Source organism: Acerihabitans sp. TG2 (genome assembly GCF_035013185.1).
In the GTDB taxonomy this organism is placed as follows: Bacteria; Pseudomonadota; Gammaproteobacteria; order Enterobacterales; family Enterobacteriaceae; genus Acerihabitans.
On sequence record NZ_JAYGJO010000047.1, the window covers coordinates 1 to 16,141 of the forward strand.

A 16,141-nucleotide genomic window follows, 5' to 3' on the forward strand; every position below is an offset into this window, starting at 1 on the left:
ATGGCAGCCCGGCGGTCAATCTCGGTCTGATTATTACGGTCTTTTTTAAAGACGGTCATACACCTGAAGTTCGTCGCAAAATGGTGGAATGCGTGGACCGTTTTTATGCGGAATTTAAGCCACATCTAAAGAAAACCTTACCGAAGAAAAAATGGACCGCTATCACGGAAAAAAATTACGCCAAACAGAAACAGGCAGTACTTGATTCTACACCGGAAGAAATTTTCGACTGGACGCTGAGCGGCGCTACTGAATCGTATCTAGCGCCAGATTATAGCATTCTTATTGTGGGTGAGCGTGTTTTCCATAATGACAATGACCGTTCAGTCATTAAGCTGACACTTCCGCTATTTTTACTGAAAGAACCAGATGGTAAAGATCGTTATCAGGCTTGGCTGATATGGCTGTGTAACACCTTCGCGGTGGAAAGTGGTTATGCAGGGCTGTCGTTTATTCTCCCTTATGCCCGTGAACGGATGTTCCCGTATGAGTTTGCCTTGGCACAACGTTTTTCCGGTGTGATGGTGGATTCCATAGGTACGCTTGAAGGTGGTGGAGCAGTCATTGGCCTGAAAGGTGCCTGCTGGTACACCATTTTGGGCACCCCGTGGTTGGAAAAGTTAGGGGGGGCGGAGAAATTAAAGCATCGCTTAGCCAAAACGCCTGAAATCAGTCTGCTTCGCTATAACAACGGTGTGATCCTTAAAGCAGGTGAACTCCCGCCAGCACTAGGAGAAGTACAAACCGAAGGTTTACCGCCACTGCTGGTAAAGGTTAATCAGCTCATTAAGCCTGTGCGGTTTAATGCGTCAAGATCCCTACATTTCTACTCGGAGTATGAAGGGTTTCAGTTCGACAAAGAATCCACTATGAAGTGGTACAGGCGTTTCGATGAAGCCAGCGCTGTTCTGGATAAAGACGAAATAGGAAAATCGTACGACCCGGTGCGCATCACGCGCTGGACCGACGAAACAGCCCCTCATGCCGGGCAATGGGCATCCATCGTTAACGGCACCACCGAGTATATCCAGACCCGTCAAGGGCAGAAAATGCCGGAGTTTGCGGATAAATACGGCAAAAAACACCGTGCTCGCTGGTCGCTGCTCAAACGGGATGACCAAGGGAGTGTTTTTATTCTTCCTGAGTAACGTCATGTATTTGATCCTTCCTCCGGTGATAACAGCATTTGTTGGATGCGAATAAATTCGTATTCACTGGAGGGTGACTGGGGCCAGTGTGTTGTGGCTCACACTAAAGCCGGACACCATTTGAGACGGTATCATCGCCGTCCCTAACAGGATGTCCCAAGGACTAAAAAAACGAGATTCACCGCCGAATTTAAACAGGAAGCGGTTAGTCCAGTTTTCGACTAAAATGAGACACAACGAGACGCCTGCGACTCGACTGGCGTCAGTGCCATGCATTGCTGGGTCACCCAACGTCGTACCGAGCGCGGCGGTATTACACCACAAAGAAAAGCTATCTCTCCGGGGTAACATGAAATTATTTCATTACGTTTGAGTAATTGTACCTGCCTTAGCTAATGATTATGTTGACTCGGCAGCGGCTTTCGTTCAAATTCTATTTAGACGTCTAAACGTATAGATGCATAAAAAAGATCGCAGCGCACCGTACTCAACAAAACTAAGTCGATGACCATTAGCTGCGAATGACACCACGCGTAATGAGGAAACGGTATGAGCTTTTTTCACGCCAATCAGCGGGAAGCCCTGAATCAAAATCTGGCCGAATTGCAGGGTCGTTTTAATGTCTCGTTTGAATTTTTCCCACCGCGCACCAGCGAAATGGAACAAACCCTGTGGCAATCCATCGATCGGTTGAGTGAGCTAAAACCCTCTTTTGTTTCGGTCACCTATGGTGCGAACTCCGGCGAGCGCGATCGTACGCACAGTATTATCAAGGATATCAAAGAACGCACCGGACTGGATGCCGCACCGCATTTAACCTGTATCGACGCTACGGCGGACGAACTCACGCGAATAGCCGAAGACTATTGGCATAGCGGTATCCGTCATATTGTTGCGCTGCGTGGCGATTTACCGCCTGGTGGCAGCAAACCCGCCATGTATGCCGCCGATCTCGTGACCTTGCTAAAAAAGGTCGGTGATTTCGACATCTCTGTTGCGGCTTATCCTGAAGTGCATCCAGAGGCCACTAGCGCCCAATCGGATTTGATTAATCTCAAAAAGAAAGTGGATGCGGGCGCCAACCGTGCCATCACTCAGTTCTTTTTTGATGTTGAAAGTTACCTGCGTTTTCGCGACCGTTGTGTGGCCACCGGCATTGAAACCGAGATCGTGCCCGGCATCTTACCGGTATCCAATTTTAAACAGTTGCAGCGTTTTGCCGCGATGACCAATGTGAAGGTCCCGCACTGGATGATCAATATGTTTGACGGGCTGGAAAATGATGCGGAGACCCGCAAAATGGTCGGTGCGTCTATCGCCATGGATATGGTGAAAATCCTTAGCCGAGAAGGGGTCAAGGATTTCCATTTCTATACCCTCAATCGTGCCGACCTGACCTATGCCATATGCCACACCCTGGGGATTCGCCCAGCGGCACAGACGTCCCCGCTGATCGTCCCTTCCAGCCACTAACCGTCGACTCAACACAAAAAAAAACCGGGCCATTGTCGGCCCGGTTTTTTTCAAGCGATACCGGTTAGCCGGTATTACGCATACCCGCCGCCACACCGGCGATGGTGACCATCAACGCCTGCTCTACGCGAGGATCGGGCTGGGTCTGCTGACGTGAACGATGCAGTAATTCAGCTTGTAGCACATTTAACGGATCGGTATACACATTACGCAGTGCAATGGATTCCGCTATCCAGGGCAGATCGGCCATTAAATGGTCGTCGTTGGCAATGGTCAGCACAACGTTAATATCGTCTGCTAATTGCTTACGCAGCTGTTTTCCCAATGGCCATAAATTTTCTTCCACCAGTCGCTGATCGTAATATTCCGCCAACCAGAGATCCGACTTGGCAAACACCATTTCCAACATGCCGATACGGGTTGAAAAGAACGGCCAATCTGAGCACATGGCTTCCAACTGATCCTGCTTACCCTCGTCCACGGCTTTTTGCAACGCAGCGCCGGCACCCAACCAGGCGGGCAGCATCAGTCGGTTTTGTGTCCAGGCGAAAATCCATGGGATAGCGCGCAAACTTTCCACGCCACCGGTGGGCCGCCGTTTTGCCGGACGTGAGCCTAGGGGCAGTTTGCCAAGCTCTTGTTCTGGCGTTGCTGAACGGAAATAAGGCACAAAATCGGGATTTTCGCGCACATAACCACGATACATATTGCATGAGGTGGTGGACAAGTCATCCATCAGCGCTCGCCACTCCTGCTTCGGTTCCGGTGGTGGTAGCAGATTGGCCTCCAGAATGGCACCGGTATATAGCGCTAGGCTACTGATGGCGACTTCGGGCAAACCAAATTTGAAGCGAATCATTTCACCCTGTTCGGTCACCCGCAGGCCGCCTTTCAAACTTCCCGGAGGTTGTGACAGCAGCGCGGCATGGGCCGGTGCACCGCCGCGGCCAATGGAACCGCCGCGACCATGGAATAACGTCAATGCGATACCGGCTTTTTCGCAGGTTTTTATCAAGGCATCCTGTGCCCGGTACTGTGCCCAAGATGCAGCCATTACGCCCGCATCCTTGGCTGAATCCGAGTAACCGATCATCACCATCTGTTTACCCTGGATAATACCGCGATACCAATCAATGCTTAATAATTGGCTCATCACCTCATCGGCATTATTTAAATCGTCCAAGGTTTCAAACAGCGGCGCCACCGGCAACGTGAACTGGCAACCGGCTTCTTTCAACAACAAATGCACCGCCAATACATCGGACGGGGTGCGTGCCATGGAGATGACGTAAGCGGCAATTGATCCTTCCGGGGCATCGGCAATGACCCTGCAGGTTTCCAATACCTCGCACGTCTGCTTGCTAAGCTGATAATGGCGCGGTAGCAACGGACGTTTGGAGTTCAATTCGCGGATTAAAAAGGCTTGTTTATCCGTTTCGGGCCAACTCTCATAATCACCCAGCCCAAGGTAGCGGGTCACTTCGCTTAATGCGTCGGTATGCAGAGTGCTTTCTTGGCGCACGTCGATACGCACCAACTGTATGCCAAAGCATTTAATCCGCCGCAACGTATCCAACAACTGGCCACTGGCAATAATACTCATGCCGCAGGATTTTAACGATTCATAGCAGGCATAAAGCGGGTCCCAAAGTTGATCGTTGTGTTCCAGTAAATCTTCGGGCGGCAATACCAGCTCTCCCCTCAGTTTCGCCGATAGCCAATCTTGAGTATGAGTTAACTGCGATCGCAGGCGTTTCATAATAACCCGGTAGGGTTCCTGCACACTTTCGCCCCCGGCGAGGGCCCTGAGTTCGGCAGTGCATTCCGTCATTGATAGTTCTGAAACCAACACCTGAATATCCCGCAGGAACAGATCGGCGGCTTTCCATCGGCTAAGCAACAGAACCCGACGGGTAATATCGGCGGTAACGTTGGGATTGCCGTCACGATCGCCGCCCATCCAGGACGTAAAGCGGACCGGCACGTTGTCTACCGGTAATTTATAACCAAACACCGTTTCCAATTGCTCATTGAGCTCACGCAAATATTGCGGCACACCTTCCCATAGGCTGTTTTCCACATTGGCAAAACCCCATTTTGCTTCATCAACCGGAGAAGGGCGATTTTTCCGGATTTCATCGGTATGCCAGTACTGCGCGACCAATTGTCGCAGACGACGCATGATTTGCTTACGCTCATAGTCCGCCAAATCGCTGTGATCAAGTTGTTTCAGGCAGCTATTCACTTCAACCATCATATGGATCAGGGTACGACGGGCAATTTCAGTGGGATGGGCGGTTAACACCAATTCAATGGACAGTGATTCCACGGCAGCGCGAATATCTTTGTCATCAAGCTGCTTATTCTCTTTGAGGCGGGCAAACACTTTGCCTAACCCTTCTGGATTATTTGCCGCTTCACCATGGGGTGATATGACATGGAATTGCTCGGCAGTATTGGTCAAATTCAAGAACTGACTGAATGCACGGGCAACCGGTAATAGCTCGTCATTGGATAAATTTTGTAACGTGGAAAGCAGTTCCTGGCGATGCACTTCGCTGCCCGCTCGTGATGATTTGGACAGCTTGCGGATGGTTTCAACCTTATCCAGGATATTCTCACCCATTGCATCTTTTATGGTGTCGCCCAGAAGCTTCCCGAGCATACTAACGTTGCTTCGCATTGCTGAATATTGTTCGTTCATAAGGACCCTGATCCAACTTACCTGAAATTTTATTTCACCTGAATGACGTAAATCACCCGCCGTTATCTAGCCATGTATCTTTTGATTCGTCAAATGACATCATTTCACGCCATAAAGCGTGGAGTTAATATCAATTCGTGAAAGTTAATAACATACATCAATTATAAGTGTTACTTATCTCAGCGTCGTAAAAACCCCTTCCCGTGGGCCAGCTGTCGCCCCCCGGCTTGAGTGTTTTCCATGATCGATGCGAAAAAGAGCTTCACTGTAGACAAAAATGTCGTACCACCTGGGAAATGAGTTCCCGCGTCGGTTTTATAAAGGCTGTATCGATATATTCATCCGGTTGATGCGCTTGTTTAATCGAACCGGGACCTAACACCAACGTAGGGCAAAGCTGCTGGATAAAGGGTGCTTCGGTGCAGTAATTGACCACATCAGTTTTGGTGCCCAGCAATTTTTCCACCACCGCCACCAAGCGGTGATCCGCCGGACATTCATAGCCGGGTATCGGCGGGTGTAGGGCTTCGACCGTCAACCGGCCTGGCCAGCGCGCGCTCACCGGTGCCAGCGACTCGGTCAATAAACCGTTAAGATCGGCCAGTGTTAAACCGGGCAAGGGGCGAATATCCATGTGCAGTTCACAACAGCCGCAAATACGGTTGGCGGAGTCGCCACCATGGATGTGACCAAAATTCATGGTGGGGTAAGGAATATCGAATGCCGCATGGTGGTAGCGCTCTTGCAACGTCGTGCGTAGCACCATTAAATGAGAAATGGCTTCGTGCATCAGTTCAATGGCGTTGACGCCGAGCGTCGGGTCACTGGAATGACCCGACTGCCCGAGAATACGCACTGCGTTTGAGATATGGCCTTTATGGGCGCGTACCGGGCGTAATGAGGTCGGCTCGCCGATAATCGCACAATCCGGACGTAGTTGACTTGATTGTGCAAAATAGCTGGCCCCGGCCATGCTGGTTTCTTCATCGGCGGTGGCGAGGATATACAGCGGTTTTTGCAGCTTGGTGCTATCGAGATCGCGCAGCGTATCAAGAATGAAAGCGAAAAATCCTTTCATATCGGCGCTACCCAGACCATATAACTTGTTATTCTGTTCGGTAAGCGTAAAAGGATCACGGGTCCAGCGTCCGTCGTCAAAAGGTACGGTATCCGTATGGCCGGCTAACAACAAGCCACCCGTACCGCTACCTATACTGGCCAGCATATTGAATTTATTTCGGGTTCCCGGCACCGGTTGAATTTCTACTTTAAACCCGAGATGGGTAAACCAGCCGGCCAACAAATTGATTAGCGTTTGATTACTCTGATCCAGCGCGCTGTCGGTGGCACTGATGGACGGAGTGGCAATCAGTTCGCGGTATAATTCAATAAATGGGGGTAAATTTATCTTCACTGTTGACAGCCTTAAATTTGGATAGTATCAATATTCATGCAATAATAGTGAATAAAAATACACTAACGTTGAGCGTAAATAAATCAATTATTACCAGACTACTACGCTTGGCCTCGCGGGTGAACAGCGAAACGACGAAACAGCGTATTGTTGCCTTGGCAACCAGCGGCTGTCGGGTAGATTAATATCGGTTTTTATTAATGATTGCTGCACAACCCTCCTCGTGGATAAAACGCATCAATAAGGTGAACAAAAGTCATGCTGAATACGCTGATTGTCGGTGCCAGTGGTTATGCCGGAGCTGAGCTTGTGGCTTATCTGAATCGACACCCACAGATGAACATAACCGCATTGGCGGTTTCAGCGCAAAGTGCGGATGCCGGCAAGTTACTGTCCGATTTGTACCCACACCTCAAAGGGATAGTTGATTTACCGCTACAACCCTTGGTGGATGCCGGTGAACTGGCAAAAACGGTAGATGTGGTGTTTCTCGCCACCGCCCATGAGGTCAGCCATGACCTGGTCCCGGTATTCTTGGCGGCCGGTTGTGTCGTGTTCGATTTATCCGGTGCCTACCGGGTAAACCAGGTGGATTTTTATACCCGTTATTATGGCTTCGAGCATCGGCATGCCGATTGGTTGGCCAAGGCGGTTTACGGCTTGGCGGAATGGCAGGGTGAAGCCTTGAAACAGGCGCAGCTGATTGCCGTGCCGGGATGCTATCCCACCGCAGCGCAGCTAGCGCTCAAGCCGCTGGTGAATGACGGCCTGCTTAATGACGCGCAATGGCCGGTCATCAATGCGGTCAGCGGTGTTAGCGGTGCGGGACGTAAAGCCTCCCTGGCCAGCAGCGTCTGTGAAGTTAGCCTGCAGCCTTACGGATTATTTACCCATCGACATCAGCCGGAGATCGCCACGCATTTGGGCATTCCGGTCATTTTTACCCCGCATTTGGGCAATTTTCCCCGCGGTATCTTGGCCACTATTACTTGTCGGCTTAAGACCGGCATAACGGCAGAGGATGTTGCGCAGTGTTTTCACAATGCCTATCACGACAAACCTCTGGTTCGACTGTACGAAAAAGGCGTACCGGCATTAAAATCGGTGGTAGGTCTGCCTTTTTGTGACATCGGTTTTGCCTTAGAAGGCGAGCATCTGATCGTGGTGGCAACGGAAGATAATTTATTAAAAGGCGCTGCCGCACAGGCGGTACAGTGCGCTAATATCCGCTTTGGTTTTGCGCAAACCCAATCCTTGCTCTGATGGGTATCCAACGAGGTAACAAAAAATAATGAATCCCTTAGTGATAAAATTAGGCGGCGTGTTACTTGACAGTGACGAAGCGCTGGAAAGACTGTTTTCGGCGCTCGATACCTATCGGGCAGCGCATCAGCGGCAACTGCTGATTGTTCACGGTGGCGGCTATCTGGTGGATGATTTAATGAAAAGATTGGCGCTGCCGGTAGCCAAGATCAATGGATTACGGGTAACCCCAGCTGACCAGATCGATATTATTACCGGCGCCCTCGGCGGGACGGCCAATAAAATCCTGTTGTCCTGGGCAAAAAAACACCGTATTCCGGCGGTGGGACTCTGTCTGGGTGACGGTGACTGCGTGACGGTTACCCCCCTGGATGAAAAACTGGGTTATGTCGGCCATGCAAGCCCAGGCTCGCCCGCGTTGCTTAACACCCTGCTTGGTGCCGGTTACCTACCGGTTATCAGCTCAATTGGCATTACCCAGCAAGGTGAACTGATGAACGTCAATGCCGATCAGGCTGCCACCGCGCTGGCCGCTACGCTGGGTGCTGATCTGATTTTATTATCCGATGTCAGCGGGATTCTTGATGGTAAAGGTCAACGTATCGCCGAAATGACCGCACATAAAGCCGAACAACTTATTGCACAGGGCATTATTACTGACGGTATGATTGTTAAGGTCAATGCGGCGCTAGATGCGGCGCGTACCCTCGGCCGGCCAGTGGATATCGCCGGCTGGCGGCATGCGGAACAATTACCCGCATTATTTAACGGTGAATCTATCGGCACCCGCATTCTGGCCTGAGTACCTTTCCAGGGGGGGTGTTCGTTGGCACATTTTTAACAGTAGAGGCTGGGGTATGGTTATCGTGCCCCGGCAAAAAACGACATTAAGGATGCACTGTATGGCACTTTGGGGCGGACGGTTTAGCCAAGCGGCTGATCAGCGTTTTAAAACATTAAATGACTCACTGCGCTTTGATTATCGGCTGGCAGAGCAGGATATCACTGGCTCGGTGGCATGGTCGAAGGCGTTGGTTACCGTTGGCATACTGACGACGGATGAACAGTTACGGCTTGAAGAGGCATTGGGTTTTCTGCTCGAAGAAGTGAGCGCCTCACCTGAGGCCATTCTGGCCAGCGATGCGGAAGATATTCACAGCTGGGTGGAACAGCGGTTAATCGAAAAAGTCGGCGATTTGGGCAAAAAGCTGCATACCGGACGCAGCCGTAATGACCAGGTGGCCACCGACCTCAAATTATGGTGCAAGTTGCAGGTATCTGAACTGCTGGCGGCAGTTAAACAACTGCAGTTGGCGTTGGTGGCTACTGCCGAGATCACCCAAGATGCGGTCATGCCCGGCTATACGCATTTTCAACGCGCCCAACCGGTGACGTTTGCCCATTGGTGCATGGCCTATACCGAAATGCTGGCCCGCGATGAGAGCCGCCTACAGGATACCTTAGAACGATTGGACGTCAGTCCATTAGGCTCAGGCGCGCTGGCGGGCACCGCCTATGAGATCGATCGCGACCAACTGGCCGGCTGGCTGGGTTTCGCCTCGGCAACCCGCAACAGTCTTGATAGTGTGTCAGATCGTGACTATGCATTGGAGTTGTTGTCCAATGCGGCCATCAGTATGGTCCACCTCTCCCGTTTTGCTGAGGATTTGATCTTCTTTAATACCGGTGAAGCGGCGTTTATCGAATTGTCCGATCGGGTTACCTCGGGGTCCTCCCTGATGCCCCAGAAGAAAAATCCTGATGCACTGGAGCTGATTCGCGGCAAGTGCGGACGGGTGCAAGGTGCGCTGACCGGCTTGATGATGACGTTAAAAGGATTGCCGCTGGCCTATAACAAGGATATGCAGGAGGATAAAGAGGGGTTGTTTGACGCGTTGGATACGTGGATGGACTGCCTGCATATGGCCGCACTGGTATTGGACGGGTTGCGCGTCAAACGCGATCGTTGCCAGGAAGCTGCGCAGCAGGGATACGCCAATGCCACTGAACTGGCGGATTATCTGGTGGGCAAAGGTGTCCCTTTCCGTGAAGCACATCATATCGTCGGTGAGGCTGTGGTAGAGGCGATTCGCCAGGGTAAAGCCTTGGAAGCATTATCGCTGGTGGATTTACAACGGTTCAGCAGCACCATTGGCGAGGATGTGTACCCGATACTGGCTCTGCAATCCTGTCTGGACAAACGTTCGGCCAAAGGCGGGGTCTCGCCCAAACAGGTGGCTTATGCCATCGGAGAGGCCAAAAAACGCTTGTCCTAGGCGCTAGGCGCTAGGCGCGATAGCGCCATCACCGATCTCGCTGCGGGCCTGATAAAGGGCAATCGCCAATGGGGTTGAATTGGCCATGGTTTTCCCGGCCAACCGAAACCTCATGGCACGCTAAGCCCGCGATCACGGAACCCGCAGCGAGTCCGGTTAAAGCGTCAGCGCGCTAACGTAGGCCGTCAGGGTTATGCCGGTTGCAGCAAGAACGCCTCCAGTTCTTCACTGCCGCCAATATGGCGCCCGCCGATGAACACCTGCGGTACCGTGGAACGTCCGGTTACCGCGCGCAGGCTGACGGTGGTGGCGTCTTTGCCCAACGAAATTTCCTCATATTGCAGACCGTTGTCGCGCAGCATCTGCTTGGCTTTGGCGCAGAACGGACATCCCGGTTTGGTGAACAGCGACACGGACTCCTGGACCTTACATTCAGGGGCCAGATAACACAGCATGGTATCGGCGTCAGAGACTTCAAAAGGGTCACCCGGCTTATTGGGCTCGATAAACATTTTTTCCACCAGGCCGTCCCGGACCAGCATGGAGTAGCGCCAAGAACGTGGGCCAAAACCGACATCAGCTTTTTCTACCAGCATCCCCATTCCCTTGGTGAATTCGCCGTTGCCGTCGGGCAAAAATGTAATATTTTCAGCGTGTTGATCAGCCTGCCATGCATTCATCACAAACGTATCATTGACCGAAACACACACAATACTGTCAACGCCATGCTGACGGAATAACCCCGCCAGTTCGTTATATCGGGGCAAATGGCTGGAAGAGCAGGTAGGGGTAAACGCACCCGGCAATGAGAACAGAATGACGGTTTTATTCTTGAATAATTCGTCGGAAGTCACGTCGACCCAGTTATCATTCTGGCGAGTATGGAAAATAACTGATGGAACCTTTTTACCTTCTTGACCTTCACCAGCAAACATATGGACCCCTTAATGATGTGCAAAATAAAGAACTAACAACAGGTCTAACGAGAAGGTGCTTATTATCGACATTAACTATTGATAGGGATAATCGTTGATTGCTATCCTATCTATCGACGCGAACTATCGCGGCATGGAGGATTTTAATGAATATTCGCGATCTTGAGTATCTGGTTGCCTTGGCAGAACACCGTCATTTCCGACGTGCGGCCGACGCTTGTCACGTTAGCCAGCCGACCCTGAGTGGCCAGATTCGTAAACTGGAAGATGAGTTGGGTGTGATGCTGCTTGAGCGCACCAGTCGTAAGGTGCTGTTTACCCAAGCTGGACTGCTGCTGGTGGAACAGGCCCGCACGATTTTGCGAGAGGTGAAAATACTACGCGAGATGGCTAGCCAGCAAGGAGAGTCCATGTCGGGGCCATTGCATATCGGCCTCATCCCCACCGTAGGGCCTTATTTATTGCCGCATATTATACCGACGCTGCATGAGACCTATCCCAAGCTTGAAATGTATCTGCACGAGGCCCAGACCAGCCAATTATTGCTACAGCTTGATAGTGGCAAGCTTGATTGCGCGATCCTGGCGTTGGTCAAAGAGACGGAACCCTTTATCGAAATTCCCTTGTTCGATGAGCCACTGCAGCTTGCCGTGTATGCCAGTCATCCGTGGGCTGACCGTGAAATGGTCCCCATGTCGGATTTGGCGGGCGAAAAGCTGTTGATGCTGGAGGATGGGCACTGCCTGCGCGATCAGGCAATGGGTTTCTGTTTCCAGGCCGGCGCCGATGAAGATACTCACTTTCGTGCCACCAGCCTTGAGACGTTACGCAATATGGTGTCGGCGGGTAGCGGCATTACCTTATTGCCGTCACTGGCGGTACCCAACGAGCGCAAACGGGATGGGGTTTGTTATATGCAATGTTATAAACCGGAGCCAAAGCGCACTATCGCTTTAGTGTATCGCCCTGGCTCCCCGCTGCGTGCGCGTTATGAGCAACTTGCCGACTCTATCCGCATGCATATGCAGACCTATATGGGCAATGACTTAAAAGAGGCGGTTTAACCCATTGAGTGCCGCTACTCGATAGGCTTCTGCCATGGTCGGGTAGTTGAAGGTGGTATTAACGAAGTAATCGATGGTATTACCTTCACCTTTTTGTTCCATGATCGCTTGGCCGATATGAATAATTTCGGCGGCACGCTCGCCAAAACAATGGATGCCTAAGATCTGTCGGGTATCACGGTGGAACAGAATTTTTAGGCTACCGACATTCATCCCGACGATCTGCGCCCTAGCCAGGTGCTTAAACTGAGCTCGGCCCACTTCATAAGGCACTTTGAGCATCGTCAACTCCTGCTCGGTCTTACCCACTGAGCTTATTTCCGGGATGGTGTAAATACCGGTAGGAATGTTTTCGATCAACTGTACGTTGGCTTGGCCTTTAATAATCACTTGGGCGGTAATCCTCCCCTGATCGTAGGCCGCGGACGCCAGACTCGGATACCCGATAACATCGCCAACTGCATAAATATGCGGCTGCGCAGTTTGGTACATGCTATTGACTTTGATAAGCCCTCGACCATCCGCTTCCAGACCCACATTCGACAGCGCCAGCGTATCAGTATTGCCGGTGCGGCCATTGGCATAGAGTATGCAATCTGCCCGAATCCGTTTGCCTGAGCGGAAATGCACTTCCACGCCAGCATCGGTGCCTTCAATCTGCTCAAATTCTTCGTTGTGGCGAATAACCACACCGTTTTCCCAAAAATGATAAGACAGCGCATCCGACATTTCTTGATCGAGGAAAGCTAACAACCGATCGCGGGTATTGATCAAATCCACCTTGACGTTTAATCCGCGAAATATTGACGCATATTCACAACCAATGACACCCGCACCGTAAATGATCACATGCTTGGGATCATGCTTGAGATTCAAAATGGAATCGCTGTCATAGATACGTGGATGGTTAAAATCCACGTTCTGGGGGTGATAGGGCCGGGACCCACAGGCAATAATAATATTCGCCGCGCTCAGGGTTTCGACGCTATTATCCGGATATTGAATCTTTAGGGTGTGTGCGTCGAGGAAGCTGGCGTCGCCGGTGATAATTCTGCACTGATTGCGCTCGTAAAATCCCTGTCGCATATGGATTTGCTGTTTTATCACATCGTCAGCATGGTGCAAGATATCCGCAAAGCTGGCGCGAGGCAGGTGCTCATTACCGCGATAGAGGGGGTTCTGGTTAAACTCTATGATGCGACTGACCGCCTGACGCAGTGCCTTCGACGGAATCGTCCCCCAATGAGTACAGCCACCGCCCACGGTGTTGTAGCGTTCTACTACCGCGACACGGGCCCCTTGTTTCGTCAGACCCATCGCCGCGCCTTCCCCACCAGGGCCGGAGCCGATAACGAGGGCATCGTAGTCATAATGTGGTTGCATAGTGGGCTAGCCTATATTATACAAAATTACAACGTTGGTGTAACATTGTAGCGCAAATTACCCCATTAGCATTGGCCTTTTTCTTAGCTATATGTGTCAGTTATATTGAGTCTGATGTTAATAATCACAGTTTGTACGAACGCTGTTGCAACAAATTTTGTTATAGTGTTCCTTTATGGATAGTGTGGGACTGGGCAGAACTATGGGCGTCAGAGCGCAACAAAAAGAGCGAACCCGGCGTTCACTTGTCGAAGCTGCATTTAGCCAGCTAAGTGCCGAGCGCAGTTTTACCAGCCTTAGCCTGCGTGAAGTCGCCCGTGAAGCGGGGATCGCGCCCACCTCCTTTTATCGCCATTTTCGCGATGTCGATGAGTTGGGGCTGACGATGGTGGACGAAAGTGGCTTAATGTTGCGTCAGTTGATGCGCCAGGCTCGCCAACGGATTGCCAAAGGCGGCAGCGTTATTCGTACGTCGGTTGCCACTTTTATGGAATTTATCGGTAACAATCCCAACGCTTTCCGCTTATTACTGCGTGAGCGATCGGGGACGTCAGCGGCGTTTCGTGCCGCCGTGGCCAGGGAAATCCAGCACTTTATCGCTGAACTTGCCGATTATCTCGAACTTGAAAACCATATGCCGCGTAGTTTTACCGAAGCACAAGCGGAAGCCATGGTGATTATCGTGTTTAACGCCGGTGCGGAAGCGCTGGATGTCGACATCAACCAACGTCGGCAGCTTGAGGAACGTTTGGTATTACAGTTGCGGATGATTTCGAAGGGGGCGTTTTATTGGTATCGCCGGGAGCAGGAAAAGGCGACCGCCCTCGCCCTAGATGAACCCAGGTAGGCAAATAATGATCAAACCCCTTGGAGAAAAAAGCACCCTGCTGCTGGCGCTGATCGCCGGTTTATCCCTTAACGGCTCGTTTTTAGTCCTGTTCAGCTCAATCGTCCCGTTTTCCATCTTTCCGTTAATATCGTTAGTCCTTTCGGTTTATTGTCTGCACCACCATTACCAGGATCGCGCGATGCCGATGGGCTATCCGTTGCTGGCGGCAGCCAGTTTCCTGCTGGGACTGCTCATTTACAGCGCCATCATTCGCGTGGAATACCCGATCATCGGCTCTAATTTTATCCCGTCGATTTTGATTGTGATCCTGGTATTTTGGATTATCCGCAGGCTAAAGGTGTTAAAACAGATGGACCAGGATGCAGACTGATACCGGTTTCAATTCGTGGTTGGGCCACTACCTTTTTTTACCAGCAACACCCCGCATTCCATATGCCGGGTGTAAGGGAACTGATCAAACAACGCCAATCGTTCGATCGAGTGACTTTCGCTAAGGGTTGCCAAATTACGGCACAATGATTCAGGATTGCACGAGATATATAAAATACGTGGATAGGCCTGAACCAGTCTCACCGTCGCCTCATCAAGGCCGCTGCGTGGCGGATCGACAAAAATGGTTTCACAGCGGTAGCTTGTTAGATCGATATCCTTGAGGCGGGTAAATTCTCGTACACCGCCCATCGCCTGAGTGAATTCTTCCGCCGACATGCGAATAATCCGCACATTATCAATCCCATTAGCGGCAATATTAAACTGGGCGGCTTCCACCGACGGTTTGGCTATTTCCGTAGCCAGCACCCGGGTAAAATTACGCGCCAGCGCCAAGGAGAAGTTACCGTTGCCACAGTACAGCTCCAGCAAATCTCCCTGGGCGTTCCGCGTAGCCGATATCGCCCACTCCAGCATCTGGATATTCACCATGGCATTCGGCTGCGTAAAGCTGTTCTCTATTTGCCGATAAATCATCTCTTGACCGTCAACCATCAGCCGTTCATCAGCATAATCCCTGTCTAGGCAGATCTTGGTCTTGGTGGCACGACCAATCAGGTTTACCTCAAAACCCAGCCCCCGCAGCGCCGCGCGCAACGCACCCGCATGCTCCCGCCATTCATCATCCAACGGACGGTGATAAATCAGCGTAATCACCGCCTCACCGCTCATCGTCGTCAGATAATCAAGTTGGAACAGCTTGCGCCGCAGCACCGGCGAAGGCCGCAGCGCCTCCATCATAACCACCATCAGTTGATTAATCAGCTCGCTACCAGGAAGAAAGTGATCAATACGAATCTTCTCCTTGGTTTGCTGATCAAACATAATATGGTAAAGATCATCATCCTCATGCCACACCCGAAACTCGGCGCGCATACGATAATGCTGTGCCCGCGAGCGAAAAACGTCCGCCTCCGGAGCCTGGAACGCCGCCATCATATCCTTAAGCCGCGTAGCTTTCTCCGCCAGTTGGTTTTCATAAACTTCATTTGGCAACGTCTCGGTGGTCATGGTGTTTTCTCGCTACGATTCGCTATTGTTAGCCTTTTGCCGAGGGATTGTAGGGAGTAAACCGATAAAGTCCAGCCCCTATACCCGTCATCTTTCCCATTACAGGTGCGTTGGCCGCACTCGCTCACCCG

The 16,141-nt window shown here is 51.3% G+C and carries 13 protein-coding genes; 8 read left to right on the forward strand and 5 right to left on the reverse strand.

The genetic code is table 11. The annotated features are described in order from the left end of the window. Both SJI19_RS23435 and metF read left to right on the forward strand, forming a co-directional pair. The coding region (locus SJI19_RS23435) for a DUF3396 domain-containing protein (protein ID WP_323480663.1) at positions 1–1,148 on the forward strand (1,148 nt) is incomplete at its 5' end. Positions 1,149–1,697: 549 nt separating this feature from the next. After that, positions 1,698–2,621: a methylenetetrahydrofolate reductase gene (metF, locus tag SJI19_RS23440; RefSeq protein WP_323480664.1), complete on the forward strand. Its 924-nt coding sequence runs from the start codon at positions 1,698–1,700 to the stop codon at positions 2,619–2,621. A gap of 64 nt (positions 2,622–2,685) precedes the next feature. On the opposite strand, the gene ppc is transcribed toward metF, so the two are convergent. Next, the gene (ppc, locus tag SJI19_RS23445; protein WP_323480665.1) at positions 2,686–5,325 is read right to left on the reverse strand and encodes a phosphoenolpyruvate carboxylase; all 2,640 of its coding nucleotides are present in this window, start codon (positions 5,323–5,325) and stop codon (positions 2,686–2,688) included. Between the two features lie 262 nt (positions 5,326–5,587). Further along, on the reverse strand, positions 5,588–6,739 hold the full coding sequence (gene argE, locus SJI19_RS23450; RefSeq protein WP_323480666.1) for an acetylornithine deacetylase: 1,152 nt from the start codon (positions 6,737–6,739) through the stop codon (positions 5,588–5,590). 258 nt (positions 6,740–6,997) lie between these two features. On the opposite strand from argE, the gene argC reads away from it, so the two are divergent. The 3 genes from argC to argH all read left to right on the forward strand — a co-directional run bounded on the left by argC (position 6,998) and on the right by argH (position 10,278). Beyond that, positions 6,998–8,002: an N-acetyl-gamma-glutamyl-phosphate reductase gene (argC, locus tag SJI19_RS23455; protein ID WP_323480667.1), complete on the forward strand. Its 1,005-nt coding sequence runs from the start codon at positions 6,998–7,000 to the stop codon at positions 8,000–8,002. A gap of 25 nt (positions 8,003–8,027) precedes the next feature. Then, positions 8,028–8,804 carry an acetylglutamate kinase gene (argB, locus tag SJI19_RS23460; RefSeq protein WP_323480673.1) on the forward strand — a complete coding sequence of 259 codons (777 nt, stop codon included), beginning with the start codon at positions 8,028–8,030 and terminating at the stop codon, positions 8,802–8,804. 100 nt (positions 8,805–8,904) lie between these two features. Next, a complete protein-coding gene (argH, locus tag SJI19_RS23465) occupies positions 8,905–10,278 on the forward strand; it encodes an argininosuccinate lyase (RefSeq protein WP_323480668.1) in 1,374 nt (457 codons plus the stop codon). Positions 10,279–10,469: 191 nt separating this feature from the next. Here argH and SJI19_RS23470 read toward each other — a convergent pair whose 3' ends face one another. Next, the gene (locus tag SJI19_RS23470; protein ID WP_323480669.1) at positions 10,470–11,213 is read right to left on the reverse strand and encodes a glutathione peroxidase; all 744 of its coding nucleotides are present in this window, start codon (positions 11,211–11,213) and stop codon (positions 10,470–10,472) included. Between the two features lie 146 nt (positions 11,214–11,359). On the opposite strand from SJI19_RS23470, the gene oxyR reads away from it, so the two are divergent. Continuing rightward, positions 11,360–12,277, forward strand: a complete 918-nt coding sequence (oxyR, locus tag SJI19_RS23475; protein WP_323480670.1) for a DNA-binding transcriptional regulator OxyR — start codon at positions 11,360–11,362, stop codon at positions 12,275–12,277. On the opposite strand, the gene sthA is transcribed toward oxyR, so the two are convergent. Further along, entirely contained in the window at positions 12,260–13,660 is a 1,401-nt protein-coding gene (gene sthA, locus SJI19_RS23480) for a Si-specific NAD(P)(+) transhydrogenase (RefSeq protein WP_323480671.1), read from the reverse strand. The two genes, oxyR and sthA, sit on opposite strands and share 18 nt — an antisense overlap. Before the next feature lie 202 nt (positions 13,661–13,862). Here sthA and fabR point away from each other — a divergent pair, with 202 nt between their 5' ends. Together fabR and SJI19_RS23490 are read left to right on the forward strand one after the other, a co-directional pair. After that, positions 13,863–14,507, forward strand: a complete 645-nt coding sequence (gene fabR, locus SJI19_RS23485; protein WP_323480674.1) for an HTH-type transcriptional repressor FabR — start codon at positions 13,863–13,865, stop codon at positions 14,505–14,507. A 7-nt stretch (positions 14,508–14,514) separates the two neighbouring features. Next, the gene (locus SJI19_RS23490) at positions 14,515–14,880 is read left to right on the forward strand and encodes a YijD family membrane protein (protein ID WP_416347594.1); all 366 of its coding nucleotides are present in this window, start codon (positions 14,515–14,517) and stop codon (positions 14,878–14,880) included. Positions 14,881–14,888: 8 nt separating this feature from the next. Here the strand turns inward: SJI19_RS23490 and trmA are convergent, their stop codons facing one another. Next, positions 14,889–16,010 carry a tRNA (uridine(54)-C5)-methyltransferase TrmA gene (gene trmA, locus SJI19_RS23495; protein ID WP_323480672.1) on the reverse strand — a complete coding sequence of 374 codons (1,122 nt, stop codon included), beginning with the start codon at positions 16,008–16,010 and terminating at the stop codon, positions 14,889–14,891. Positions 16,011–16,141 lie beyond the last annotated feature (131 nt).